General features: G+C 63.2%; 25 protein-coding genes. 13 read left to right on the top strand and 12 right to left on the bottom strand.

From position 1 onward, the window contains the following. Positions 1-642, top strand: coding sequence for a DUF1638 domain-containing protein (locus LB520_RS01355; RefSeq protein WP_224636153.1), 642 nt, complete (start codon positions 1-3; stop codon positions 640-642). Positions 643-645: 3 nt separating this feature from the next. Here LB520_RS01355 and LB520_RS01350 read toward each other — a convergent pair whose 3' ends face one another. Continuing rightward, positions 646-1,557 carry an NAD-dependent epimerase/dehydratase family protein gene (locus LB520_RS01350; protein ID WP_224636152.1) on the bottom strand — a complete coding sequence of 304 codons (912 nt, stop codon included), beginning with the start codon at positions 1,555-1,557 and terminating at the stop codon, positions 646-648. A gap of 238 nt (positions 1,558-1,795) precedes the next feature. Here LB520_RS01350 and LB520_RS01345 point away from each other — a divergent pair, with 238 nt between their 5' ends. From LB520_RS01345 to LB520_RS01320, 6 genes are all read left to right on the top strand, one after another. Next, on the top strand, positions 1,796-2,371 hold the full coding sequence (locus tag LB520_RS01345; protein ID WP_224636151.1) for a DUF4893 domain-containing protein: 576 nt from the start codon (positions 1,796-1,798) through the stop codon (positions 2,369-2,371). Positions 2,372-2,465: 94 nt separating this feature from the next. Then, positions 2,466-3,248 (top strand): formyl transferase, encoded by a 783-nt coding sequence (locus tag LB520_RS01340; RefSeq protein ID WP_224636150.1) that lies wholly within the window; start codon positions 2,466-2,468, stop codon positions 3,246-3,248. 135 nt (positions 3,249-3,383) lie between these two features. Beyond that, positions 3,384-3,686, top strand: a complete 303-nt coding sequence (locus tag LB520_RS01335) for a virulence factor (RefSeq protein WP_041003951.1) — start codon at positions 3,384-3,386, stop codon at positions 3,684-3,686. Next, entirely contained in the window at positions 3,679-4,269 is a 591-nt protein-coding gene (locus tag LB520_RS01330; protein ID WP_224522699.1) for a methylenetetrahydrofolate reductase C-terminal domain-containing protein, read from the top strand. The genes LB520_RS01335 and LB520_RS01330 overlap by 8 nt, the downstream gene beginning before the upstream one ends. Further along, entirely contained in the window at positions 4,266-5,357 is a 1,092-nt protein-coding gene (locus tag LB520_RS01325; protein ID WP_095764929.1) for a methylenetetrahydrofolate reductase, read from the top strand. The genes LB520_RS01330 and LB520_RS01325 overlap by 4 nt, the downstream gene beginning before the upstream one ends. 143 nt (positions 5,358-5,500) lie before the next feature. Then, positions 5,501-6,475 carry a methyltetrahydrofolate cobalamin methyltransferase gene (locus tag LB520_RS01320; protein ID WP_095764928.1) on the top strand — a complete coding sequence of 325 codons (975 nt, stop codon included), beginning with the start codon at positions 5,501-5,503 and terminating at the stop codon, positions 6,473-6,475. 79 nt (positions 6,476-6,554) lie between these two features. Here the strand turns inward: LB520_RS01320 and LB520_RS01315 are convergent, their stop codons facing one another. Next, entirely contained in the window at positions 6,555-6,797 is a 243-nt protein-coding gene (locus LB520_RS01315; RefSeq protein ID WP_224636149.1) for a hypothetical protein, read from the bottom strand. Positions 6,798-6,886: 89 nt separating this feature from the next. Between LB520_RS01315 and LB520_RS01310 the strand changes: the two genes are divergently transcribed. Continuing rightward, positions 6,887-8,956, top strand: a complete 2,070-nt coding sequence (locus LB520_RS01310; RefSeq protein WP_224636148.1) for an ASKHA domain-containing protein — start codon at positions 6,887-6,889, stop codon at positions 8,954-8,956. Positions 8,957-8,965: 9 nt separating this feature from the next. Here the strand turns inward: LB520_RS01310 and LB520_RS01305 are convergent, their stop codons facing one another. Next, on the bottom strand, positions 8,966-9,988 hold the full coding sequence (locus tag LB520_RS01305) for an acyltransferase family protein (RefSeq protein WP_224636147.1): 1,023 nt from the start codon (positions 9,986-9,988) through the stop codon (positions 8,966-8,968). A gap of 340 nt (positions 9,989-10,328) precedes the next feature. Here LB520_RS01305 and LB520_RS01300 point away from each other — a divergent pair, with 340 nt between their 5' ends. Beyond that, positions 10,329-10,514, top strand: coding sequence for a hypothetical protein (locus LB520_RS01300; RefSeq protein ID WP_181174730.1), 186 nt, complete (start codon positions 10,329-10,331; stop codon positions 10,512-10,514). A gap of 309 nt (positions 10,515-10,823) precedes the next feature. Next, on the top strand, positions 10,824-11,786 hold the full coding sequence (locus LB520_RS01295) for an alpha/beta hydrolase (protein ID WP_224636145.1): 963 nt from the start codon (positions 10,824-10,826) through the stop codon (positions 11,784-11,786). A 1-nt stretch (position 11,787) separates the two neighbouring features. On the opposite strand, the gene LB520_RS01290 is transcribed toward LB520_RS01295, so the two are convergent. After that, positions 11,788-12,687 (bottom strand): LysR substrate-binding domain-containing protein, encoded by a 900-nt coding sequence (locus LB520_RS01290; protein WP_095764924.1) that lies wholly within the window; start codon positions 12,685-12,687, stop codon positions 11,788-11,790. 220 nt (positions 12,688-12,907) lie between these two features. On the opposite strand from LB520_RS01290, the gene LB520_RS01285 reads away from it, so the two are divergent. The 3 genes from LB520_RS01285 to LB520_RS01280 all read left to right on the top strand — a co-directional run bounded on the left by LB520_RS01285 (position 12,908) and on the right by LB520_RS01280 (position 14,824). Then, the gene (locus LB520_RS01285) at positions 12,908-13,093 is read left to right on the top strand and encodes a hypothetical protein (RefSeq protein WP_140627083.1); all 186 of its coding nucleotides are present in this window, start codon (positions 12,908-12,910) and stop codon (positions 13,091-13,093) included. 350 nt (positions 13,094-13,443) lie between these two features. Continuing rightward, positions 13,444-13,578: a hypothetical protein gene (locus LB520_RS29090; RefSeq protein ID WP_140749884.1), complete on the top strand. Its 135-nt coding sequence runs from the start codon at positions 13,444-13,446 to the stop codon at positions 13,576-13,578. 307 nt (positions 13,579-13,885) lie between these two features. Next, on the top strand, positions 13,886-14,824 hold the full coding sequence (locus tag LB520_RS01280; RefSeq protein WP_254633786.1) for a GlxA family transcriptional regulator: 939 nt from the start codon (positions 13,886-13,888) through the stop codon (positions 14,822-14,824). A 20-nt stretch (positions 14,825-14,844) separates the two neighbouring features. Here LB520_RS01280 and LB520_RS01275 read toward each other — a convergent pair whose 3' ends face one another. From LB520_RS01275 to LB520_RS01240, 8 genes are all read right to left on the bottom strand, one after another. Continuing rightward, the gene (locus LB520_RS01275; protein WP_224636143.1) at positions 14,845-15,636 is read right to left on the bottom strand and encodes an ABC transporter ATP-binding protein; all 792 of its coding nucleotides are present in this window, start codon (positions 15,634-15,636) and stop codon (positions 14,845-14,847) included. Next, a complete protein-coding gene (locus LB520_RS01270) occupies positions 15,633-16,409 on the bottom strand; it encodes an ABC transporter permease (protein WP_224636142.1) in 777 nt (258 codons plus the stop codon). Before LB520_RS01270 ends, LB520_RS01275 begins: the two co-directional genes overlap by 4 nt. A gap of 61 nt (positions 16,410-16,470) precedes the next feature. Beyond that, positions 16,471-17,421 (bottom strand): ABC transporter substrate-binding protein, encoded by a 951-nt coding sequence (locus LB520_RS01265; RefSeq protein ID WP_224636141.1) that lies wholly within the window; start codon positions 17,419-17,421, stop codon positions 16,471-16,473. Positions 17,422-17,554: 133 nt separating this feature from the next. Continuing rightward, on the bottom strand, positions 17,555-18,397 hold the full coding sequence (locus LB520_RS01260) for a DUF1194 domain-containing protein (RefSeq protein WP_224601871.1): 843 nt from the start codon (positions 18,395-18,397) through the stop codon (positions 17,555-17,557). Positions 18,398-18,473: 76 nt separating this feature from the next. Beyond that, the gene (locus LB520_RS01255; protein WP_224636140.1) at positions 18,474-19,415 is read right to left on the bottom strand and encodes a phosphoribosylaminoimidazolesuccinocarboxamide synthase; all 942 of its coding nucleotides are present in this window, start codon (positions 19,413-19,415) and stop codon (positions 18,474-18,476) included. 129 nt (positions 19,416-19,544) lie between these two features. Beyond that, positions 19,545-22,106 carry an FAD-dependent oxidoreductase gene (locus LB520_RS01250; RefSeq protein ID WP_224636139.1) on the bottom strand — a complete coding sequence of 854 codons (2,562 nt, stop codon included), beginning with the start codon at positions 22,104-22,106 and terminating at the stop codon, positions 19,545-19,547. A gap of 155 nt (positions 22,107-22,261) precedes the next feature. Next, positions 22,262-23,020, bottom strand: coding sequence for an FkbM family methyltransferase (locus tag LB520_RS01245; protein WP_224636138.1), 759 nt, complete (start codon positions 23,018-23,020; stop codon positions 22,262-22,264). Beyond that, entirely contained in the window at positions 23,017-24,249 is a 1,233-nt protein-coding gene (locus LB520_RS01240) for a hypothetical protein (RefSeq protein WP_224636137.1), read from the bottom strand. Before LB520_RS01240 ends, LB520_RS01245 begins: the two co-directional genes overlap by 4 nt. Positions 24,250-24,254: the final 5 nt, after the last annotated feature.

Genomic DNA, 24,254 nt, shown 5'->3' with positions numbered 1-24,254 from the left:
TTGGTCAAGACGCAAAAAACGGAACCGAATCAAACAGACAGGCTGCTCGTCATCGCCTGCGGGATGATTGCGCGCGAAGTTTTGGCCGTCAAGCAACAGCTAAAGCTCGACCATCTCGATCTGACCTGCCTGCCGGCCGAGTTCCATTTCTATCCGGACCGCATCGCGCCGGCGATGGACAAGGCGATCGAGAAGGCCAAGGCGGAAGGCTACCGGCACATCTTCGTCGGCTATGCCGATTGCGGCACCGGCGGCCTGCTCGATCGCGTCATCCAGAAGCACGGCGTCGAGCGAATGGCCGGGCCGCACTGCTTTGCCTTCTACCAGGGCATGGACGCCTACGCCAAGGTCGCCGACGACGACATGATGTCGTTCTACATGACTGATTTCCTCTGCCGCCAGTTCGAGGCCTTCTTCATCAAGCCGCTCGGCCTCGACCGGCATCCCGAGCTGATCAAGGATTATTTCGGCAATTACGAGAAGCTGATCTATCTCGCCCAGACCGACGATCCGGAGCTCGACAAGGTCGCCGAGAAAGCCGCCGCCATGCTTGGCCTCGCCTATGAGCGCCGCTCGACCGGCTATGGCGACCTGACCGGCGAGCTGGCGCGGACGGCACAGGGCGCCGCCCGAGACGCCTAGCCGTCACGCCTCTTCCAGCGCTGCAAGCACATCGGCGAAGCTGGTCCTGCAGACGAAGCCCAGCCGCTCCCTCGCCCGCGACGGATCGTACACGCGGTCGATCGAGGAAAACATCGTCCAGCCCTTCCTCGCATAGAGCCTCGAATAATCCGGGAAATAGCGCGCGACGACGGACGGCGCGTCGGCGATCAGTTCGGCGCAATCCTGCGGCCGGAACGGCGTCGGCGCCGAGATGATGAAGATGTCGAAGCCAAGGCTCGGCGCCTTCTCCAGGGCCGCCACATGGGCTTCCGCCGCATCCTCCACCGTCAGTCGCCGGAACAGCAACTCGTTGGCCTTGGTGTTGGCATCGGACTGCTCGATGGCATGCGCCATGTCGTCCGCCTCGGGAAAGAAGCGTGCGGTGCGCAGCACCACCACCGGCAGTCCATGCTCGATATGGTAGAGGCGACAGAGATGCTCGGCCGAGAGTTTCGTCACGCCATAGATGTTGCGCGGCTCAGGCGACATCTCTTCCGTCAGCCAGGCGGCCCTGCGCGCGCCGCCCTGGAACCCTGCGCGGATTGCCTGCGAGATCATAAGCGACGTCGTCGAGGTGAAGACGAAGCGTTGCACGCCGCAGGCCACGGCAGCATCGAGCAGATTGAGCGTGCCTTGCACATTCGTGGCGATAAAGGCCGTGTTCTCATGATGCTCGATATTCGGCTTGTGCAGCGCCCCACTGTGAATAATGGCCTCGATGCTGTTCTCGCGGACGGTCTTCAGGACAAGATCGCGATCCGCGATCGAGCCGACGACCTGCGTGCGCGCCGAGGCAACCGGATCGAGACCGACCACCTCATGGTCGAGCGCTTCGAGCCTTGGCTGAAGCGCGCTGCCCAACCAGCCGGACGATCCCGTGAGCAAGATTCGCATCGATCAACCGCCATTTTTCAGAGCATGATGCCGAAAAGTGTGGAGCGGTTTTCGGACGACATCATGCTCTATCTCTTTGATTTGGAGCCGGATTCAGATTTCAGGTCGACCCGACCTGAAATCATCCGGCTCTGGCTCACGCTGTTAAGCATGGATGACAGGTGAGCGCGAACCGGTAAGTTGTGCGCCAGCGATAGAAAGAACTTTGTTCCAGTCATTGATTTGAGGAAACACGTTCATGATGCCTCGCCTGTTCCTTGCCGCACTCGGTCTCGTAGCCCTCACATTGCCGTCCCTTGCCGACGGCGAGGTGCAGAAGCTGATAACGGCTGCCGACAAGGCGCGATTGGACAAATATGGCGATACGCGCAAGGCGGCTCTCGAGGAGGCAAGAGCCGGCGATCCGTCCGAGGTCAAGCAGTTGGACGAACTGCTCGCCAGACCTCTCGTCGCCTTCTCCGACAAGGATCTCACCGGCAACTGGAAGTGCCGCACCATCAAGGCGGGCGGCCTGAGCCCGCTCATCATCTATGGCTGGTTCAAGTGCAAGGTGACCGACGACGGCTCCGGTTGGCGCCTCGCCAAGATCAGCGGTTCGCAGCGCACCGCCGGCCGCTTCTTCGACGACGGCGAGAAACGCGCCATCTATCTCGGCTCGTTCTCGGTCAATGACGACAAGGCCAAGCCCTATGGCAGCGGTCCCGAAAGCGACCAGGTCGGCTACGCTTTCCGCAACAGCGCCACCGAGTGGCGGATCGAATTCCCGGCGCCCTATTACGAATCGAAACTCGACATCATGGAATTCAAGCGCTGAGCCCGTCCTTTGCTGCCTCGTTGAAACGGCGCCGGCACACCAAGGATTAACCTGCTCCGCCTAGCATGCGCGCGATTTCAAGCGGGTGGGTGCCGTGGCAGCGTCGGACTCGAATACGCGACCGGTCGTGGTCGTCACCGAAGGTGGCCCGCATATCTGGGCCATCGTCAATGCGATTGCCGACCGCGTCGGTCCCGTCAGCGTCATCCTCGAATCCGCCGAATCCAAAAAGCGCCTGCTCATCCGCCGTGCGCGACGTCAGGGCTGGATCTCGGCCATAGGCCAGCTCGGCACGATGGTGCTGACCAGGCTCGGCAAGCGGTTCCTCGCCGGTCATGCCGAGAGGCTGATCGCCGAGGAGAAGCTCGACACTGAACCGCGGCAAGGTCAGGTGATCATCCATGTGCCATCCGCCAACGGGCCCGAATGCCTCGAGGCGGTCGCCAGGATCAATCCGGGCGTGGTGCTGCTTGCCGGCTGCAGGCTGTTGTCGAAGAAAACGCTGGCAAGAATGCCTTGCCCGGTGCTCAACTACCATGCCGGCATCGCGCCGAAATATCGCGGCATGAATGGCGGCTACTGGGCGCTGGCCTTCGGCGATCGAGGGAATTTCGGCACCACCGTTCACCTGGTCGATGCCGGCGTCGACACCGGCGGCGTGCTGAAGCAGGCGCGCGGCAGGCCCAGGACCGGCGACACGATCGCCAGCTACGCGCTGCGGCAGGCAGCCTTTTCGCGCGATATCTGCGTCGAGGCGGTCGGCAATGCGCTGGCCGGCAGACTGGAAACGATCGATCCGGGCCTGCCGTCCAAGCAATGGTATCACCCGACGATCTGGTTCTACCTCTGGACCGGCCTGACCAAGCGCGTCTGGTGATCAGCCGGCAACCGATTCCAGCATTCGCTTTGCGTCATGGCCAGCGTCGCTTTTGAAGGCGCGCGCGTCGTCCCATAACAAGCGGCTCAACCACGCATGCGGCAATGCTCCATGACTTCGAGGAGTTGAGAATTCATGGCCGATCTGATCGTCGTCTACTGGCGCGATATCCCTGCCCAGGTCATCGTCAAGAAGGGCCGGCAGAACGCCAAGCGCGAATTGCCGCTGCGCTTCACCGAGGCGATCGACATGTGCGCCATGCGTACCGGCGCCGGCGGCACCGACGACTATCTGGCGGAATGGCGCAAGGCCGACCCGGTTCCCGTCGGCGACGACATCGAGGCCGAGGTTGAGAAAGCCTATCAGGAACTCGACGCAAAATATGACCGAGAGCGGCTGGTCGCTCTGGTCAAGGCTGGCGGGAAAGAAAATGTCTGAGCAACAGCCGGCGGTCACCCAGGCCACCTTGGTCAAGAAGGCCGCGCCGAAATCCGATTACAAGCCTGCCGACGTGTCGCCGCAGCGCCGCGTCCAGCGCACTTTTGCCGTGCGGCTTTGGTCGGTCCGGCACTCGCGCTTGCTCGAATGGTTCTACAGCCGGTTCGCCGACGTCTTCCTGCTCTTGCACCCTCTTTGGAAAGGCATCGGCTACGGCCGCGTCGAAGCCCCGGTGAAATTCGTCGAGAAGCGGGTCAAGGGCTTCATGTTCGACTGCCGCATGTGCGGCCAATGCGTGCTCTCGTCCACCGGCATGTCGTGCCCGATGAACTGCCCCAAGCAACTGCGCAACGGTCCTTGCGGCGGCGTGCGCGCCAACGGCAATTGCGAAGTCGAGCCGGACATGCCCTGCGTCTGGGTCAAGGCCTGGGAAGGCTCGCGCAACATGGTCCACGGCGACAAGATCCTCACCGTGCAGAAGCCGGTCGATCAGTCGCTGCGCGAAACCTCGGCTTGGCTCCGCGTAACCGCGCAGGCCGCCGCCGCGCGCGAAGCGGCCAAGAATCCCGGAGCTTCGGCATGACCATCCGCCAGATCGACGAGAACCCGGCCGGCATCCACCTGCCACTCGAGCCCCTGCCCGGCCACACGTCGCGCGGCCGGCTGGAGCGTGTGCTGCGCCGCGGCGAGTTCGCGGTAACGACCGAGCTCAACCCGCCAGACAGCGCCGATCCGGAAGACGTCTATAACCGCGCCAAGATCTTCGACGGCTGGGTCGACGCCATCAACGCGGTCGATGCCTCGGGCGCGAACTGCCACATGTCCTCGGTTGGCATCTGTGCGCTGCTCACCCGCATGGGCTATGCGCCGATCATGCAGATCGCCTGCCGCGACAAGAACCGCATCGCCATCCAGGGCGACGTGCTGGGCGGCGCCGCGATGGGCGTCGCCAATATGCTGTGCCTCACCGGCGACGGCGTGCAGGCCGGCGATCAGCCCGGCGCCAAGCCGGTGTTCGACCTCGATTCCATGTCGCTGCTCGAAACCATCCGCATCATGCGCGACAATGGCAAGTTCCTGTCCGGCCGCAAGCTGACGACGCCACCGCAGGTCTTCCTCGGTTGCGCGGTCAATCCCTTCGCGCCGCCCTACGACTTCCGCCCGATCCATCTCGGCAAGAAGATCGCCGCCGGCGCGCAGTTCGCGCAGACGCAGTATTGCTTCGACGTGCCGATGTTCAGAACCTTCATGCAGAAGGCGCGCGACCTCGGCCACACCGAAAAGCTCTTCCTGCTCTGCGGTGTCGGCCCGCTCGCCTCCGCCAAGACCGCGAAATGGATCCGCTCCAACGTGCCGGGCATCCACATCCCCGATGCGGTTATCAAGCGGCTGGAGGGCGCGCAGGATCAGAAGAAGGAAGGCAAGCAGCTCTGCATCGACATCATCAACGAGGTGAAGGAAATCCCGGGCGTCGCCGGCATCCATGTGATGGCCTATCGCCAGGAAGAATATGTCGCCGAGATCGTCGATGAATCCGGCGTGCTGAAAGGCCGCCAGCCTTGGAAGCGGGAGATCCGCCGCGACGACCAGCTGGTCGCCGACCGGCTCGACCACCTGCTGCATGACGAGATTACCGAAACCCAGGTGGACATGGTGAAGACCGCGCATTGATGTGTGTCGCCCCAAAGTGGTGGGAACCGGTTTGGGCAACGACACACATGAACTTAGAGTCTAGAGCGCGGACGGCACGCATTCACTTGAACCAAATCAGATAACGATATAAAGAAGTCTTTATATCCCGACGGAGAGATCGCATGACCCGCACCATCGTCGCCTCGGCGACCCGAGAAATCGTCATCGGCTTCGATCAGCCCTTCTGCGTGATCGGCGAGCGCATCAACCCGACCGGCCGCAAGAAGCTCGCCGCCGAGATGGTGGCCGGCAATTTCGAGACCGTCATCAAGGATGCGCTGGAACAGGCCGCCTGCGGCGCCACTATGCTCGACGTCAATGCCGGCGTCACCGCCGTCGACCCCAATGCGACCGAGCCGGCGCTTCTGGTGCAGACGCTGGAGATCGTGCAGGGCCTAGTCGACCTGCCGCTGTCGATCGATAGCTCGGTCAGCGCCGCGATCGAAGCCGCGCTGAAGGTCGCCAAGGGCCGCCCTCTGGTCAACTCCGTCACCGGCGAGGAAGAAAAGCTCGAGGCAATCCTGCCGCTGGTCAAGAAATACAACGTTCCGGTCGTCGCCATCTCCAACGACGAGACCGGCATCTCGATGGACCCGGACGTCCGCTTCGCCGTCGCCAAGAAGATCGTCGAGCGCTGCGCCGATTTCGGCATCCCGGCGCATGACGTCGTCGTCGACCCGCTGGTGATGCCGATCGGCGCGCTGGGCGATGCCGGCCGACAGGTGTTCGCGCTGCTGCGTCGGTTGCGCGAAGAGCTCAAGGTCAACACCACTTGCGGCCTCTCCAACATCTCCTTCGGGCTGCCGCACCGCCACGGCATCAACGCCGCTTTCATCCCGATGGTGATCGGCGCCGGCATGACCTCGGCAATCATGAACCCGGTCCGTCCGCAGGAAATGGAAGCCGTGCGCGGCGCCAATGTGCTGAACGGCACCGACGAGAACTGCACCAACTGGATCCGCACCTACAAGGATTATAAGCCGGCCGAAGGCGGCCAAGCGGTTGCGGCTCCGACCGCCGTCAATGCGCCGGGCGAAGGTAACGGCAATGGCGGCCGGCGCCGCGGCGGCCGCGAAGCCCGCATGGCCAGAGGATAAGCGCGCAATCGTGAGCCGCACCGCAAACAAGGCTGGTCCGATCGCATCGTGGATGCGGCCGGACAGCTCTGCTTTGCGTTCAGGCCACGCCCAATATGGCGTCGAACAACGCAATTCCCGCCCACGATCCGAAAATGCCTGTCACGCCGCCGACGATGAAATCATCGTCATAGGCGGGCCAGAACGCGTGCAGCAGCAGCGCACCGACGATCGCGCCGAGGATCCCGGTGGCGAGATATTGCGGATTGCGCAGCCACGAGCCCTTGATCACGCGCACCATGGTGAACGCGGTGAAGGTGGCGGAGAGCAACAGATCCGACATGGTTGGCCCCTGGACCAACGGACTCTCCGCCCAATAGTAAAACGATCCGTTAAACGGCATCGGCGATTGCCATCGAGACACGTGCCAGCATGAATCCTCCCCCCAACATCACCGATCCGCTCGTGCTGTTCATGCCGTCCGGCAAGCGCGGCCGCTTTCCGGTTGGCACGCCGGTGCTCGATGCCGCGCGCCAGCTCGGCGTCTATGTCGAAAGCGTTTGCGGCGGCCGCGCCACCTGCGGCCGCTGCCAGATCGAAGTGCAGGAAGGCAATTTCGCCAAGCACAAGATCGTCTCGTCCAATGACCACATCTCGCCCAAGGGCGCCAAGGAAGAGCGCTATGAGCGCGTGCGCGGCCTGCCCGAGCGGCGCCGCCTCTCCTGCTCGACGCAGATCCTCGGCGACCTCGTCATCGACGTGCCGCAGGACACGGTCATCAACGCCCAGACCATCCGCAAGGACGCCGATACCAGGGTGATCGCCCGCGAGACGGCGATCCGCATGTGCTATGTCGAGATCGAAGAACCCGACATGCACAAGCCCCTCGGCGACCTCGACCGATTGAAAATCGCCCTGATGAAGGACTGGGGTTTCAAGAACCTCGAATTCGACTTCTATCTCATGCCGCAGGTGCAAGGCATTCTGCGCAAGGGCAACTGGACCGCCACCGCCGCCATCCACAAGGACGCCGACAGCGATATCGCGCGCGTCATCGCGCTGTGGCCCGGCCTGAAGAACGAGGCATACGGCCTTGCCTGCGACATCGGCTCGACCACCATTGCCATGCATCTGGTGTCGCTGCTGTCGGGTCGCGTTGCTGCGTCCTCCGGCACGTCCAATCCGCAGATCCGCTTCGGCGAGGATCTGATGAGCCGCGTCTCCTACGTGATGATGAACCCGGACGGCCGCGAAGGCATGACGGTCGCCGTGCGCGAGGCGATCTCCGGCCTCGTCGACAAGGTCTGCGCCGAAGGCAATGTCCAGCGCAACGACATCCTGGATTCCGTCTTCGTCGGCAATCCGATCATGCATCATCTGTTCCTCGGCATCGATCCGACCGAGTTGGGCGGCGCGCCTTTCGCGCTTGCCGTCTCAGGCGCCGTACGCATCAAGGCCTCCGACATCGGTCTGAAGCTCAACCAGGGCGCGCGCCTTTATATGCTGCCCTGCATTGCCGGCCATGTCGGCGCCGACGCGGCCGCCGTCACCCTCTCGGAAGGCCCGCATCGCCAGGACGAGATGATGCTGATCGTCGATGTCGGCACCAACGCCGAGATCGTGCTCGGCAACTCCACGCGCGTCGTGGCGGCCTCCTCGCCTACCGGCCCGGCTTTCGAAGGCGCGGAAATCTCCGGCGGCCAGCGCGCGGCGCCTGGCGCCATCGAGCGCGTTCGCATCGACCCCGAAACGCTGGAACCGAAATATCGGGTCATCGGCTCGGAACTGTGGTCCGATCAGCCTGGCTTCGTCGATAGCGTGCAGGCCACCGGCGTCACCGGCATCTGCGGCTCCGGCATCATCGAAGTGGTGGCAGAGATGTATCTCGCCGGCATCATCTCGGAGGATGGCGTCGTCGACGGATCGCTCGGCCTGCGCTCGCCGCGCATCGTGCCCAACGGCCGCACCTTCTCCTACGTGCTGAAGGAGGGCGAGCCCAAGATCACCATCACCCAGAACGACGTGCGCGCCATCCAGCTTGCCAAGGCGGCGCTCTATGCCGGCACCAAGCTTCTGATGGAAAAGCAGCACACCGACCATGTCGACCGCATCCATTTCGCCGGTGCCTTCGGCTCCTTCATCGATCCGAAATACGCCATGGTGCTCGGCCTGATCCCGGATTGCGACTTGGACAAGGTCCAGGCCGTCGGTAACGCCGCCGGCGCCGGCGCGCGCATGGCTCTGCTCAATCGCGGCTACCGGCGCGAGATCGAGGAGACGGTGAGCAGGATCGAGAAGATCGAGACGGCGCTTGAGCCGAAATTCCAGGAGCACTTCGTCTACGCTATGGCGCTGCCGAACAAGGTCGACCCCTTCCCCAAGCTGGCGGCCGCGGTGAAGCTGCCGCCGCGCAAAACGATGAGCGAGGACGGCACCGCCGGTGACGCTACCCCACGCCGGCGTTCCCGCGAGGAGCGCGCTGCACGGCGCGGTCGGGACTAACGTTTCAGTTCATTCCGCTGCCCCTGCGGCCGCGGCATTGACTGCCTTGACGGCGCCCTTGGGACGTTGCGGATGCAGCAGCCTGATCAATGGCTTTTCGACGATCAGATATAGCATCGCCGAGAGCGCCAGCGTGGCGACCAGGATCGTCGCCGGCTGCATCGCTGCCGGCAGGCCGGTCCTCAGGACGACGCCAGTCGTCAGGACGCCGACCACGACATGCCACAAATAAATCGAATAGGACGCATCGCCGAGAAATGTGGGCAAGGCAGCCGGCTTGAACGGCCGCGACCGTTCGGCAAAAACCGCGCCCGCTACGATCAATGCGGCCGGAAGTCCCCAGCGCAAGGCACGCGGCAAATCGGCATCGAATAGCGGGCCAGCGGCAAGGAGAAGAAATCCCGCGCCAGCCATCGCCAGCCCCACCCCGAGCGGCAGCCTGGCGCCCTGCAACCACAAACGCCCCACGACGACGCCGGCCGCGAATTCGAGCACGACAGGATCGCTGAAGGCGCGTGCGTATCCGGCAGGAACCACGAAATGCAGCGCGACGATGGCAACAAGGGCGCCCACGAGGACGCCGAACCGCCAGCGTTGCCCGAGAAACAGAACCAGCGCGAAAACGAGATAGAACATCATTTCATAGCAGAGCGTCCAACCTTGTATGACGATTGGATGCAGCGCGTTCTCCTGCAGAAGCGGCAGGAAGAACAGCGAACCAACGAAATTCGGGACGCTGAAGAAATGGCCGTAGAAGAACTGCGGCTTGATCAGGATGCCGGCCGCGGTCAGCAGCGTGACGATCCAGTAGAGAGGCACGATGCGGGTGATCCGGCGCCCCATGAAGCGCCAAGGATCAGCCGGCCTGCCGGCCGTCGTCACCCACATGATGAAGCCGCTGATGACGAAGAAGACGTCGACGCCGGATGCTCCGACGTTGAACGGACCGCCGAACTGCTCGCTGACATGAAAGCAGACCACCGCGCAGGCGGCGAGGCCGCGCAGATATTGGACACTATGGATGCTCGTCACGATGCCTTGATCCGATCGCATCATGCTGCGATGCACACGCCCCACGCCGCATTGCACAATAACAATGCAGCCGCTTGCTGCTGTCAACCGCTCATGACAGCTATCCGGACAGGAACCGGCATAGCAGCCCTCTAAATTCGTTTGCATGCAAATGTTTCCGGATTCGCGCGATCCGGAAACCGAAACGCTGTTTTCGCGAAATCGATCCGATACATGCGTGACGCATTTAACGCGCATCGAACGGCGGCCGACCATGCATGTCGCCCAAAAGTGTTTTTGGGAAACGACATCCATGAAAGCAGATCCTCGGCTGCCGCTGGTTATTCAAAGGGAGATGAAAATGTCGATGTTCGGAAATCTCAGCCGCTTCGGTGTCACCATCAGGCAGGCTCATGCCAGGAACAAGGCGATCCGCGCGCTCAACGATCTGCCGGCGCATGTCCAGAAGGATATCGGCTGGCCGGCCTCGCCGCCGAGCGACCCGCAGGCAGCCCTTCATGCGCTGCTTCTGGGCACGCCGCGCTGATGACCTTCGCCGACAAATGCAAGCTGCTCGGCAAGCGCCGGGGCCGCGACGCGACCTCGGTTGCCGGCGACATCAAACTGCGCTCGGCGCTGCTGTCGAAGCGGCGCTAGAGCAATTCCAGAACAGTGCGCAGCGGTTAGGCTCGACAATTCGCCGTAGCCTTCCGCCCGAAATCGCGCAAACAAAGAACCGGCACCATCCGATCACGCCGATGTGCCAGCGTGATCCTTGACATTTTTAACTGAGGTACAATCTTCGCAGAGCGGGGGGAATTCTCTTAGTCGGCTCTGCCGAAGTGCGTGTATCTGCATGCCCAGTTTGAAAAGCCATCTCGTTTCGTTCGTTCTCAGGCACAGCCGCAAGAAGGCGTTTTCCAGTCCCGAGAACCTGCAGCGCTGGATCGCCTACGCCCGCAAAACCGAGGACTATCATCCGCCGGCCTTGCTCAGGGCACGGTTGGGCATCACCGAGACCGAGATCGACGGCTTTCCCGTCTATGAGATCGCGCCGAAGGCGGGCGAAAGCCGGCGCATCCTCTACATGCATGGCGGCGCCTATGTCTTTCAGATCACCTCCTACCATTGGGGGCTGATCGCCGAGATGGCCGAGCGTCTCGGTTTCGGCATCACCGTGCCGGTCTACCCCATCGCGCCGGAGCACAATTTCCATGACATGTTCGGCATGGTCGGCAACGTCTACCGGCGCATGCTCGAAGAGACTGAGGCGCAAGACATCGTCTTTATGGGCGATTCCGCCGGCGGCAACATGGCCGTTGTGCTGACCATGATGGCCGCCGAGGAGGGGCTGCCGGCACCGTCGCGCCATGTGCTGATCTCGCCCGGTCTCGACGTTTCGCTTGCAAATCCCGAAGTCTTCGAGGCCGAGCGGCAGGATCCGTGGCTGGGTATTGCGGGTGGGCTGGAAGCGGTGCGGCTCTACAGCGCCGGTTTCGACCGCACCGACTGGCACATCAGCCCGCTCTACGGCAACCTGTCCGTGCTGCCCAAGACGCTGCTGCTGACCGGTTCACGCGACATGCTGACGCCAGATAATCTCATCTTCGCCGAACGCGCGCGCGCTGCCGGGGTCGAGGTCGACCTGGTCTACGAGGAAGGCATGTTCCACGTCTGGCCGCTGATCGAGATGCCCGAGGCGCGCCGCGCTCGCGACAGCATCGTCGACTTTCTCAGCGTTCCGGCGCCAGCCCGAGCCCGCGCTCGACGCAGGACGAAAGCAGCTTTCGCAGCCCGCTCCGCGCCCGCGGCCGAATAGTTCAGAACTTGCCGGTTTCCCGGAACACTTCGAACGTCGCCCGGATATGGTCGGCCACGGCCTTCACCGGCGCGCTCGCATCAGGCGCCACCACCATGGCAAGATTGTAGGTACCGATCTCGGGCATGCCGTCCTTGGCGCCCAGCGAGACCATATCGTCGCCGAGGAAGGACTTCGGCAGCGGCGCCACCGCGAGGTCGGCCATGATCGCGGCGCGCTGGCCGGCCGTGTGTGCGCTCATATAGGCGATGCGGTAGTTGCGGCCCTCGCGCCCGAGCGCTTCGAGCGCTCCCGCCCGCCAGGCGCAGCCTTCTTCCCACAGCGACACCGGCAGCGGCTCGCGCAGATGCGCGCAGCCGCCCTTGGCGCCCGCCCACACGATCGGCTCGGTTAAAAGCACCTCCGCGCCGATCGCGCTGGTCTTGTAGGAATTGGTGAGCAGCGTGATGTCGAGCGCGCGGTCGTCCATGCGGCGCCGCAGATTGATGCTCTGGTCGATGGTGACGTCGACAGCGATCGACGGATGCGATTGGGCAAAACGCTTCAGCACATGCGGCAGCACGCGCTCGCCATAGTCGTCCGGGGAACCGAGCCGCACCACGCCGACAATGTCGGGAATGATGAACTTCGACACCACCTCGCGGTTGATTGACAAAAGCCGGCGCGCATAGCCGAGCAGCATCTCGCCATCCGTGGTCAGCGTCACCGAACGCGCGTCGCGCGCAAAGACGGAACGGCCGAGGATATCCTCCAGCTTCTTGATCTGCATGGAGACAGCCGATGGCGTGCGGAACACCGCATTGGCGGCGGTGGTGAAGCTGCCGGTCTCGGCAATCGCCACGAAGGTGCGCAGCACATCGAGGTCAAGCAGCGGCAAAGGATGATTGAGCGGGGCGTTCATGGCAGCCTGCCTTCAATTTTTCTGATGCAATCCATCATTCCATTTCGTTTGATTGAACATCACTCCAGGCGCATAGTCAACTCGATCGATACAGGATGCTGCCAAAAGTAGCCATGAAACGACCCTGACACAGTCCTGCAATCGACGTGAAATGAAGCTGAAACAGACCTGATTTAACGCAATGACGGGCGCCCTCCCTGCCCGCATAGAGGAGAAAGAAATGTCTATCCTGTCTTCCATCGGTCGGCTTGCGACCGAATTCAGCGCGGCCCGCGCCCGCTACCAGACCGAACGCGCCATCCATGCGCTGCCGATCGAACTGCAGAAGGATATCGGCTGGCCGGAAGCCGCCGACGCCAAGACCGGCATGCGCCTCGGCGTCGGAAGCTGGGCCGGAGCGAAGTAATCAAGTGTGTATGGAGTTCTGAAGGCCTGCCGCGTCAGCTCGGCAGGCCTTTTTGTTTGTTTAGAGTCTTTTTATTTGCATTCAAATGACTTTTCTAGCCATGCGGCCGCTGCATGACGCATATGAACAAGTCGCATAGCGGGTTAATTTTCGAATTAAGCCGCTGTAAATTATCGGAAATTTTGAGCACACCGCCTAAAAAAGTCGCAAATGATGTCGCTTTTCATAACAAGCGCTTCGCTTTTGCGATTTAGTTTTTGCTGAAGCGAGCCTATATCCACGCCAGCAAACGAGCTGCCCCACTCCATCAAGCGAAGGCGACCCGTCTGAGCAACCGAATGGAGATGATGATGAAGCTTTTTGCCCGCCTGTTCACCCGCCGCGAAATGAACCTGACGACCGCTCTCGAGCGTCAGCGTCTCGCCAAGACCATGCCCGGCCAGACCGGCGCCATGAATGCTGCCCGTCTCGGCTTCGTCGCCTGAGGCAATCGGCATCCAAAGCTGAATTCAACGCCGCCCGGTTGAACCGAGGCGGCGTTTTCATGTGCGTTGACGTTGCATTGTCCGGGCGATGGAGCTTTATGCCCAGCTGAATTGCCCATTTGCGACCCATGTCGCAAATTTAATCTTCACTTAGCCGCCTACCCGATTGACAGGAATGATTTTTCCTGTTGTCGCTATGCTGTTCGCGACATCCTGTTCGCGTCATGGCTGCGTGAGGTTTCCCGTGAATGCCGTAAAGCATCCGATCAAGAGATCGTTTGTATTCTTCCTCATTCCCGATTTCACCATGATCGCCTTTGCGACGGCGCTCGATCCGCTGCGCTCGGCCAACCGGATGCTCGGCTACGAAGCCTATCGTTGGCGGCTGGCCAGCATCGACGGCAAGCCGGTGCGCGCTTCGAACGGCGTCGAATGCGCCGTCAACACCTCGCTCGAGGAAGAGCGCAAGAAGATGGCCGGGCCGGATCGGCCGAACATGGCGATCGTCTGCAGCGGCATCAATGTCGAGCGCTACCATAACAAGTCGGCCTTCGCCTGGCTGCGCGAGGAGTATAATCGCGGCGTCGCCGTCGGCGGCCTGTGCACCGGCGCGCATATCCTGGCCGCCGCCGGCCTCTTGTCCAACAAGCGTTGCGCCATCCATTGGGAAAACCTGCCGGGCTTTTCCGAGGCATTCCCGAAGGCCAATGTCTTTGCCGACCTCTTCGAGGTCGACCAGAACGTCTATACCTGCGCCGGCGGCACCGCCGCGCTCGACATGATGCTGAAGCTGATCGGCGACGATTTCGACGAAAGCCTCGTCAACCGCGTTTGCGAGCAGGTGCTGACCGACCGTGTGCGCAGCCCGACCGATCGCCAGCGCTTGCCGCTGCGCGCCCGCCTCGGCGTGCAGAACTCGAAGGTGCTCACCATCATCGAGCTGATGGAGGCCAACCTTTCCGAGCCGCTGTCGCTGATCGAGATCGCCGACCATGTCGATCTGTCCCGCCGGCAGATCGAGCGCCTGTTCCGCACCGAAATGGGCCGCTCGCCTGCCCGCTACTATCTGGAGATCCGGCTCGACCGCGCCAGGCACCTGCTCATCCAGTCCTCGATGCCGGTGGTCGAAGTGGCGGTGGCCTGCGGCTTCGTCTCCGCCTCGCATTTCTCCAAATGCTACCGCGAGCTCTACGCACGCTCGCCGCAGCAGGAGCGCGTCGACCGCAAGCAGTTGCTGGCGGCTTAAGCAGGCAGAGGCGAAGTCGTCTAGGCGGACTGCGTCTGCGCGGTCCGCATCGCCTCGATGCGGATGTCTTCGGTGAGTTGCGCCTTCAGCGCGGAAAATTCCGGGCTGGTCTTCAGCGTGTAGAGGCGCGGATGCGGCAGGTCGACCGGCACGTCCGACTTGATGCGGCCGGGCCGGGCGCTCATCACGATCACCCGCGACGCCATGAAGATCGCCTCCTCGATGTCGTGGGTGACGAACAGCACCGTCTTCTTGCGCCGCTCCCAGATGCCGAGCAGCAGTTCCTGCATCAGTCCGCGCGTCTGGTTGTCCAGCGCGCCGAACGGCTCGTCGAGCAGCAGGATTTCGGGGTCGTTGGCCAAGGCGCGCGCGATCGCCGTGCGCTGCTGCATGCCGCCCGACAGCTGCTTCGGCCAATGGTTCTCGAAGCCCCTCAGCCCAACGAGATCGAGATAGGAAGCGACGATCTCGTTGCGCTCGCGCTCGGGCCTGCCTTGCTCGCGCAGGCCGAAACCGATGTTCTCGGCGACCGTCAGCCAGGGAAACAGCGTGTAGGACTGGAACACCATGCCGCGGTCCGGCCCCGGCCTTGTGACCGCCTTGCCGTCGAGCAGCACGCGGCCGGTGCTCGGCGCCTCCAGCCCGGCGACGATCCTCAGCAGCGTCGACTTCCCGCAGCCGGACGGCCCCAGGATGGTGATGAAATCATTCGCCGAGACAGACAGCTCAACCGGCTGCAGCGCCTGCACCGGCTCCCCGCCCCTGACCCCGGCGAAGGTCCGCGAAACGCCCTCGATCAGAAGCTTGCTCACGCCAGGCTCCATGGATAGAGCCAGCGGTTGAGCGCCTTGAAGGCGAAATCGGACAACAGCCCGATCAGCCCGATGACGATAATGCCGAAGATGATCTGCCCCGTCGCCAGCCGCGACTGGCTGTTGATGATCATGTAGCCGATGCCCGACGAGGAGCCGATCAGCTCGGCGACGATGACATAGGTCCAGGCCCAGCCGAGCACCAGCCGCAGCGTTTCGGCAATCTCCGGCGCGTTGGCCGGCATGATGACGCGCTTGACGATTCCATTGTCGGTCGCACCCAGCGTATAGGCTGCCTCAACCAGGTCCCGCCTCGTGCCGCCGACCTTGACCGCGACGATCAGGATGATCTGGAACACTGAGCCGACAAAGATAACCAGGAGCTTTTCGAGTTCCCCGATGCCGGCCCATAGGATGAGCAGCGGAATGAAGGCCGACGCCGGCAGGTAGCGCGCAAAGGACACGAACGGTTCGAGGAAGGCTTCGACCGGCTTCCAGGCGCCCATGGCGATGCCGATCGGCACGGCCACGATCGACGCCAGCACGAAGCCGCCGAAGACGCGCCAGATAGTGATCAGGATATCGAGCCAGAACCGGTCTTCGACGAGCAACCGCCAGCCATCCTTCAGCATCGACAGCGGATCGGCAAGAAAGATCCGGTTCACATGGCCGCCGAGCGTGATCCACGCCCAGAAAGCCACGAACAGGACAAAGAAGGCGACGCCGAGCACGGTTCGCGTGCCCGGCGCAACGGGATGCAAGGGGCGCAGCATCAGCAAAAGTCCTTGAGAGAAAGGATCGGCGGCGTGACACCGCCGATCGGGCGACAGGCGATCAGTCGGCGATCGCGCGGATGTCGGCAAGCGTCGACACATCCGGCGCTTCCTTGATCAGCCCCATCTGCAGCAGCAGCTCTGCCGCGGTCTTGGAAAAGTCCTGAAAATCCTTGGTGAAGAACTGCTTGTTCTCGGCCTTGTCTGCCCATTTCAGGTACTTGGCCGAGTCCTCGAACTCCTTGGCTGACTGCTTCACGTCGGCGCCCATGATCTCGTAGGATTTCTGCGGATCCTTCTTGATCATGTCGAGCGCGTCGAAATAGCTGTCGGCGAGCGCCTTGGCGGCATCGGGATTGGCCTTGAGGAAGTCCGGCGTGCAGCCGACCGTATCCATCACCATCGGATAATCGAGCGTTGTCGCCAGGATGTGGCCTTGGTCGGCCTTGTCGCGCACGGCTGAGATGAAGGGCTCGTAGGTGACGGCGGCATCGTTCTGGCCGGCGAGGAAGGCTTGCGCCGCCGCGTCCGGCTCCAGGTTGACGACTGTCACGTCCTTGGTCGACATGCCGTTCTTGTTGAGCACCCAGGCGAGCAGGAAATAGGGCGAGGTTCCAGGCGCGGACGAGGCGACGTTCTTGCCCTTGAGATCGGCGATGGTCTTGATGTCGTTGCGCACGACGATGCCGTCGGCGCCATAGGATTTGTCGAGCTGGAAGATCTGCTTGGTGGTGACGCCGCTGGCGTTCCACACCATCCAGGTCTCGACCGTGGTTGCCGCGCATTGCAGGTCGCCACTGGCGATGGCCAGCGGGCGGCTCGCCTGCGGCACTTTCTTGAGCGTGACGTCGAGCCCGTGCTTTTCGAAAAGCCCCGCCTGCTTGGCCAAGGTCAGGGGCGCGAAGCCGGTCCAGCCGCTGATGCCGATGGTGAGCGACGTCGCAGCCATCGCCGGCGCGCTGAGCACCGCGGCCGCCGTCAGCGCCGCCGCGAAAATGGTGGTTCTTACCATTGTGGTTCCCCTTTTTGTGGTGAGCGCGAATTGTCTCACAGACCCCAAAAGGCTTGTCAATGAAGCGGAAGCCGCACTCGACGATGGTCCAATCCGACGCCCGCCGGCGGACCTTGAGGGGCTTCTCGATTGCTCACGGCGTGCCCCAGCCGCGGTTGCGCCACATCTTCTCGCCCGCCAGGCAATCCGCGGCCGGCCCGTCGTCGGCGAGCACGACCGGCGGATGCGCGGCCTCTTGCGCCGCCCATTGCAGCGAAGCGGGACCGGCAAGCTCGAGCACCAGCTTGCGGCGGATCGCTTCGGGAAACTGCGTCCAGTCATTGACCGGGATCATGAAGGCGCCCGGTCCGCCGATGACGCAGTCGCTGTAATAGCGGTCGAGATTTTCGACGTCGAAGGCGCCGCTGAAACCGCCGCGCGTCATCAACGGCAGCCCGTTGATGGTGATGCCTTGCTTGACCACCTCGTCGCGCGTGAGGTCGACCGGGGCGCCCTGGTTGTTGGGCCCGTCGCCGGAGATGTCGATGACACGCTTGGTTCCCTGGAATCCGCTCTCGGCGAACAGGTCGCTGCCGAAGCTCAACGCGCCGGAGATCGAGGTCCGCCGAGCGCTGTCGGGCGGACGGGCATCGAGTTGCGCCACCACCTTCTCGGCATCGGCGCGGTTGGCGATCACCGTCCACGGCACGATGACGCGCTGCCAGGTCGTGCCTGCCCACTCGACATAGGTTACCGCGATCTTGCCGTAGGCGCCGTCGGCGATGGCCTTCAGCACATTGTCATGCGTCAGCGCCGCGGCATAACCATGACGCTGGATCTCAAGCTCGGCCGGTGACATCGACAGCGAAACATCGACCGCCAGCACCAGCTCGACATCGACAGGCTCGGCGGGAGAAGCTGCCGGTGTCAGCCAGAGCGCCAGCGCCAGCGCGGCACTGCCTGAAAAAATATGCCTTGCACGGGCATAAGCAGACATGGAGCAAGGTTAGGCGAAAATCGCCGCGCGCAAAAGCCGGGAATCCGGGCATCGGATTCCGCCGCCGCGGGACCGCTCAAAAATACCGCGCGAGATTCGAACGGACGCGTTCCAGCACGCTGTCACCGGAAAGGTCGGGCACGAATTTCGCGCCCGTGATCGCTTCATAGGCCTGGATATAGACCGCCGAGGCCTGGTTGACGATCTCGTCGGGAATTTTGGGGATCGGATCCGTGTAGGGATCGCAGCGCGCCGACACCCACGAGCGGACGAAATCCTTGTCGAAACTCTGCGGCCGCACGCCGCTTTCGAACGCCTCGTCGTAGCTCGCCGCGATCCAGTAGCGGCTGCTGTCGGGCGTGTGGATCTCGTCCGCCAGCACGATGGCGCCGTCCGGCGCGGTGCCGAATTCATATTTCGTGTCGGCCAGAATCAGGCCGCGTCCGGCGGCGCGCTGCTGGCCGCGGGCGAACAGCTGCAGCGCATAGCGCGATACCGTGTCCCACTGGGCCTGCGTAAGCAGCCCCTGTTCGATGATCTCGGCTTCCGACAGCGGCTCGTCGTGGCCGCCGCTGGCGGCCTTGCTGGTCGGGGTGATGATCGCTTGCGGCAGCTTTTCATTGTCGCGCAGCCCATCCGGGAAATTATGCCCGTAGAAGCTCCGCTCGCCCTTCCTGTACTTGGTCAGGATCGAGGTGCTGGTGGTCCCCGCCAGATAGCCGCGCACCACGATCTCGACCGGCAGCATGTCGAGCCGCCTGCCAACCACTACGTTGGGATCGGGATATTCCAGCACGTGATTGGGACAGATGCCGGCTGTTTCCTCGAACCAGTAGCGCGCCGTCTGGGTGAGGACCTGCCCCTTGAATGGGATCGAGGCCAGGATCGTGTCGAACGCGCTCAGACGATCGGTGGCGATGATGATGCGGCGCCCGTCCGGCAGATCGTAGTTCTCGCGCACTTTGCCGTTGTAGCGGTTGGGCAGTTCGGGAATGAAGGCGTCGGACAGAATGCGCATGGGGCGTGTGGCTTTCGTGGGCTGCTGATGGGCCACATAAGCTGTTGGCCCCCAGCACATCAAGCCAAGCCTGAAGCCTTCGAGGAAGGCCAAAGCTTTTCCGACCAGTTGCCGCTATTGCGCCGGTTGTCAGCTCCGCGGCTTGAGGTTCTCCGGGTCATAGAGCGGCTTGTAGCCGACTCCGGCCACTTCGACCGGATAGGTCTCGCCGAAATATTCCACGTTGAGCTTGCGACCTTCCTGCGCATAGGCCCAGGGCAGATAGGCGAGCGCGATGTTCTTGCCGATGGTCGGGCCGTAGGCGACCGAAGTGGTGAAGGAGCGGCGGCCGAGCTCGTCGACCAGCGTCTCGCCGGTCGCGGGATCCAGCACCGGCATGGTGCCGACCGGATATCGCGCGACACCCTTGGCGTCTTTGTTGTCGGTCATTACCAGCGTGCACAGCATCGCCGGCTGGTGCTCGCGGGCGCGATACTCCAGATGCTTGGCCTTGCCGCAGAAGTCGTTCTCCTTGACCTTCGGGCGGGCGAGGTCGGCCTCGAGCAGATTGTATTCGGTGAGCAGATCGGCGTTCTGCAGGCGCAGGCTCTTTTCCATGCGGCGCGTGTTGGCATAGGTCTCGACACCGAACGGCATGACGCCGGTGGAGCGCAGCGCGTCCCAGACGGCGAGCCCATCCTCGTAGCGCATATGCAATTCCCAGCCCTGCTCGCCGACATAGGAGATGCGGAAGGCGGTGACGTCCTTGCCGCCGATGCGGATCGGCTTGATTGCCGCGAACGGGAAATTCTCCGGCGTCAGCCCGTTCGGATCCTCGACCACCTTCTGCAGGGTCGTGCGCGCATTCGGTCCCCAGATGCCGATGGTGACGTATTTCTCCGTCACGTCGGTGACGGTGACGTCGAAGCCTTTGTCCTGCGCGGTGCGCTGCATGTAGCGGAAGTCGCGCGGGCCGGCGTCGGCGCCGTCGATCAGCCGGCACCGATCGGCCATGCGGATGACGGTAAAGTCGGCGCGCACCATGCCTTCCTCGTCGAGGAAGTGGGTGTAGATGCCCTTGCCGATATTGTTGTCGCCGCCGATCTTGGCCGCGCACAGCCATTCCAGCAGCGCGACATGGTCGGGCCCTTCGACGTCGTACATGGAGAAATGCGAGAGGTTGACGATGCCGCAATCCTCGCTCATCGCCAGGTGCTCGGCATTGGAGACGCGCCAGAAATGGCGGTTGTCCCATTCGTTCTCGCGCACCGGCACGCGGTTGCCGTACTTCTCCAGGAGATGCTCGTTGGCCGCGTAGCCATGGGCGCGCTCCCAGCCGCCCAACTCCATGAAATAGCCGCCGAGTTCCTTCTCGCGCTCATAGAACGGCGAGCGGCGGACATTGCGGCCCTTGGAGAAGGGCTCGCGCGGATGCACCGCCGGATTGTAGACCTTCATCGCCGTCTCGGTGCAGCGATCCCAGATGAACTGTTCCTGCATCTGGTGCGGATAGAAGCGCGAATAGTCGATCGCGTGATGGTCGATCGACGTGCGGCCGTCGGTCATCCAGTCGGCGATCAACTTACCCATGCCCGGGCCGTCCTTGACCCAGATGGCGACGGCATACCACAGCCCCCTCACCTTCTGGCTTTCGCCCATCGACGGGCCGCCATCGGTGGTAACCTGCAGCAGGCCGTTGAAGGAATGGCCTTCGTTATATCCGAGCTCACCGAGGATCGGCGTCAGCTCCATGGCGCGCTCCAGCGGCGCCATGATCTGCTCCATGTCGAGGTCGCGCTGCGACGGCGAGAGCCGCGCCTCGTTTTTTTCAAGGAGATCGCGCGGGTGGCAGAGACGCGGATTGGTCTCCTCGTAATAGCCCCATTCGATCTGCCCGCCCTCGGCGGTTTTCGGATCGCCGGTGTCGCGCATATAGGCCGAGTTGCCCTGGTCGCGCAGCAGCGGCCAGCCGATCTCCTTGCCGGTTCCGGCGAACTCGTTGTAGGGGCCGAAGAATGTCAGCGGATGGTCGATCGGCATGACCGGCAGGTCCTCGCCGACCAGCGCCGCGGTGAGCCGGCCCCAGATGCCTGTGCAGACCACGACATAATCGGCCTCGATCGTACCGCGCTCGGTCACCACGCCTTTGATGCGCCCATTCTCGACGATCAGTTCCTTGGCCGAAGTGTTGGCGAAAGCCTGAAGCTTGCCGGCGGCGACGCCCTGGTCGACCAGCTTGCCCGCCACCGTCTGCGAGCGCGGGATGACGAGGCCGGCATCCGGATCCCACAGGCCGCCTTGCACCAGATGCTCCTCGATCAGCGGGAATTTTTGCTTGATCTCGGCCGGCTCGATCAGCCGCGCGCGGGTACCGAAGGATTTTGCCGAGGCGATCTTGCGCTTGATCTCGTCCATGCGGGCGTCGTCGCCGACACGCGCCACTTCGAGGCCGCCGACGCGAGCGTAGTGGCCCATCTTCTCGTAGAAATCGATCGAGTAGAGCGTCGTCCAGCAGGACAGGAAGTCGTGGCTGGTCGTGTAGCAGAAGTCCGAGGCGTGCGCCGTCGAGCCGATGTCGGTCGGGATACCCGACTTGTCGATGCCGACGATGTCGTCCCAGCCGCGCTCGATCAGGTGGTGGGCGACGGACGCGCCGACGATACCGCCCAGGCCGACGATGACGACCTTCGCCTTTTTCGGAAACTCTGCCATTGCCCGCGACTCCGGAATGATGGACGGGCGCGTTTGCGCGCCCTTCGAATGGCGCACAATATGCAGAGGACGCGGATTGAGCTACCGCCTGTTTGCGACACGCCGCAGGTACGGCGCGACCCGGCGCGCAAGCGCAACACCGGATGCGGTTACGCTCAGGCGAATGCCCAGATGTCCTCGGCCTGGAAGCCGACCTGGTAGCCGGCGGTCTTCAGCTTCACCACGACCTGGCCGATCTCGGCGGCCGGCAGCGCGCCGACCTCGATCTTGATCATGCCGGGGCGGTAGCGCTTGAGGTCGAGCTGCTCGAACACCATCCAGTCGGCGCCCTCGCAGTCGACCAGGAAGGCGTCGATATGGGCAATGCCGTTGCGGTCGAGCAGCGCCTGCAAGGTCTCCGACGGCACCTCGATATCCTTCAGATGCGGCGCGAACTTGTTGAAGTTGGCATCGGCCTCGCCCCAGGCGTTCTTCCCCGACATCAGATTGGTTTCGGTGACCGATGAGCAGCCGATGAACTCGATCGGCAGTGTGCCGGCTTCGAGCGCCGCGGCATCGAATGTATGGACCGTGATCGTGCCCTTGGTCCTGGTCACCGCCACCGGCTCTATGACGAAGCGGCTGGCATCCGGGTAATTGGCGCGCAGCCGCTTCTGATTGTACGGGATCGGCTCGACCAGCATCGCGCACGCTCCGGGGATCCGGTGCAGCCAGGGTGTTACGTCGTCGAACAGCGCGCCGTCGCAGGCGCCGACATTGACCATCTGGAACGGCCGGCCGTTGCCGCCGAACCGTGCCTTAAGCGCCGCCTTGGCGAGGAATTTCGTGCCGTGCAGGGAGGGGCCGCGATCGAGCAGGCCGGCCGGAAGGCCGAGCGACAGAAGAACGCGCGCGAGACTGGAAAGCGAGTTCATGACTTGTCTCCGGGAATGACCTGCAGCGCGGCGCGGTGCCTGCCCTGGCTTGCCGATGCCCACAGCGCCATCAGCGGCGCGGCAAGCAGCAGGAAGGGCGGCAGAAGATTGGGGAAGTAGATGCGGCTGTCGTGGATCGGGAAGACGGCGAATTTCGCCAGCACGCCGAGCACAAGCGCCGCCAGCAGGATGCCGGCACGGCGGTCGAGCCGGAAACCGGCGCGGCTCAAGCCGTACCATCCGGCCAGTGCCAGAACCGACACGCCGACCCAGCTGTTGACGTTGATGGCACGCACCACCGAGGCGGCGAAGGCCTTGAGATAGGCCGTCACCGAGAACGGCGGTTCGAACCCGTCCATGTTGTAATGCTGCTCGATGCTGGAGAACCAAAGATGCGGCCACCAGCCGGGATGCTGGGCCCAATGCGAAATGACGAAATAAGCAATGAAGGAGGCCGCGAAGCCTGCCAGCGCGCCCCATGCCTTCTCACGGAAAGCGACGAGCAGCGCCGCAAAAATGGCGAGGAAGACGATGTTGTCGGGTCTGGCTAGGAAAGCAAGGAACAGCAGGACCGCCGTCGCCGCCTCGCGCTTGCGCACATAGGCGAAGACACCGCCGAGGAATAGTGCCGAGCACAGAAGGTCCGGCGTCGAGGCCCGCGCCGCATCGCCGAAATCGGCCATGATCAGCAAGGCGCCGACGACAGGCGCCAGCGCCAGCGCGTCCTCGGCGCGCAGCCAAGCGAGCGTAATGGCGCCGAACAGAAGCACGGAAACCACCTGCACCAGCCGCATCGCCTCGACCGGCGAGACGACATGGCTGAGGCCGGAAAGAATTTCGGCATAGAGGAACTTGATCCGGTACATGCCGAGCAGCGAATGGAAATCGGCGGCATTCTGCGCCGTATGGCTGCGGAAGCCGGCGCCGTCGTCGGTCAGCGCCTTGTAATCGCCGGCCACCACGCCGGCCTTGACCGTGCCGTAGGCATAGTCATGCAGCGCCTGGGGGTCCGGGTAGGCGCTTTCCTCGGCGATCGCGAGATAGGGCAGCATGTCCCAGTTGGCGTCGGGCATAAGCCAGGCGGTCGCGGCGGTGAGCAGGATATAGAGCGAGAAGGTGATCGCCCCGATCGATGCCGCCCATTTCGCGTAAGCCCCCTCGCCCCACGCCAGGCCGGCGCCGGTCAATCGTTCCAGCGGATTGGTCGGAGCGGACGGCCTGGTCAGCATCCTCG

Origin of the sequence: Mesorhizobium sp. CA12, assembly GCF_020165255.1 — a bacterium.
In the GTDB taxonomy this organism is placed as follows: domain Bacteria; phylum Pseudomonadota; class Alphaproteobacteria; order Rhizobiales; family Rhizobiaceae; genus Mesorhizobium.
This window is presented reverse-complemented; position numbering and strand designations above follow the sequence as displayed.

What these genes read in the sequence shown, in the direction of transcription:
- LB520_RS01350 (WP_224636152.1), bottom strand. Translation starts at nt 1,557, where the DNA reads ATGCGAATCTTGCTCACGGGATCGTCCGGCTGGTTGGGCAGCGCGCTT.
- LB520_RS01325 (WP_095764929.1), top strand. Translation starts at nt 4,266, where the DNA reads ATGACCATCCGCCAGATCGACGAGAACCCGGCCGGCATCCACCTGCCA.
- LB520_RS01280 (WP_254633786.1), top strand. Translation starts at nt 13,886, where the DNA reads ATGATCGCCTTTGCGACGGCGCTCGATCCGCTGCGCTCGGCCAACCGG.
- LB520_RS01345 (WP_224636151.1), top strand. Translation starts at nt 1,796, where the DNA reads ATGATGCCTCGCCTGTTCCTTGCCGCACTCGGTCTCGTAGCCCTCACA.
- LB520_RS01335 (WP_041003951.1), top strand. Translation starts at nt 3,384, where the DNA reads ATGGCCGATCTGATCGTCGTCTACTGGCGCGATATCCCTGCCCAGGTC.
- LB520_RS01270 (WP_224636142.1), bottom strand. Translation starts at nt 16,409, where the DNA reads ATGCTGCGCCCCTTGCATCCCGTTGCGCCGGGCACGCGAACCGTGCTC.
- LB520_RS01295 (WP_224636145.1), top strand. Translation starts at nt 10,824, where the DNA reads ATGCCCAGTTTGAAAAGCCATCTCGTTTCGTTCGTTCTCAGGCACAGC.
- LB520_RS01245 (WP_224636138.1), bottom strand. Translation starts at nt 23,020, where the DNA reads ATGAACTCGCTTTCCAGTCTCGCGCGCGTTCTTCTGTCGCTCGGCCTT.
- LB520_RS01300 (WP_181174730.1), top strand. Translation starts at nt 10,329, where the DNA reads ATGTCGATGTTCGGAAATCTCAGCCGCTTCGGTGTCACCATCAGGCAG.
- LB520_RS29090 (WP_140749884.1), top strand. Translation starts at nt 13,444, where the DNA reads ATGAAGCTTTTTGCCCGCCTGTTCACCCGCCGCGAAATGAACCTGACG.
- LB520_RS01330 (WP_224522699.1), top strand. Translation starts at nt 3,679, where the DNA reads ATGTCTGAGCAACAGCCGGCGGTCACCCAGGCCACCTTGGTCAAGAAG.
- LB520_RS01260 (WP_224601871.1), bottom strand. Translation starts at nt 18,397, where the DNA reads ATGTCTGCTTATGCCCGTGCAAGGCATATTTTTTCAGGCAGTGCCGCG.
- LB520_RS01320 (WP_095764928.1), top strand. Translation starts at nt 5,501, where the DNA reads ATGACCCGCACCATCGTCGCCTCGGCGACCCGAGAAATCGTCATCGGC.
- LB520_RS01240 (WP_224636137.1), bottom strand. Translation starts at nt 24,249, where the DNA reads ATGCTGACCAGGCCGTCCGCTCCGACCAATCCGCTGGAACGATTGACC.
- LB520_RS01285 (WP_140627083.1), top strand. Translation starts at nt 12,908, where the DNA reads ATGTCTATCCTGTCTTCCATCGGTCGGCTTGCGACCGAATTCAGCGCG.
- LB520_RS01250 (WP_224636139.1), bottom strand. Translation starts at nt 22,106, where the DNA reads ATGGCAGAGTTTCCGAAAAAGGCGAAGGTCGTCATCGTCGGCCTGGGC.
- LB520_RS01315 (WP_224636149.1), bottom strand. Translation starts at nt 6,797, where the DNA reads ATGTCGGATCTGTTGCTCTCCGCCACCTTCACCGCGTTCACCATGGTG.
- LB520_RS01255 (WP_224636140.1), bottom strand. Translation starts at nt 19,415, where the DNA reads ATGCGCATTCTGTCCGACGCCTTCATTCCCGAACTGCCCAACCGCTAC.
- LB520_RS01310 (WP_224636148.1), top strand. Translation starts at nt 6,887, where the DNA reads ATGAATCCTCCCCCCAACATCACCGATCCGCTCGTGCTGTTCATGCCG.
- LB520_RS01290 (WP_095764924.1), bottom strand. Translation starts at nt 12,687, where the DNA reads ATGAACGCCCCGCTCAATCATCCTTTGCCGCTGCTTGACCTCGATGTG.
- LB520_RS01265 (WP_224636141.1), bottom strand. Translation starts at nt 17,421, where the DNA reads ATGGTAAGAACCACCATTTTCGCGGCGGCGCTGACGGCGGCCGCGGTG.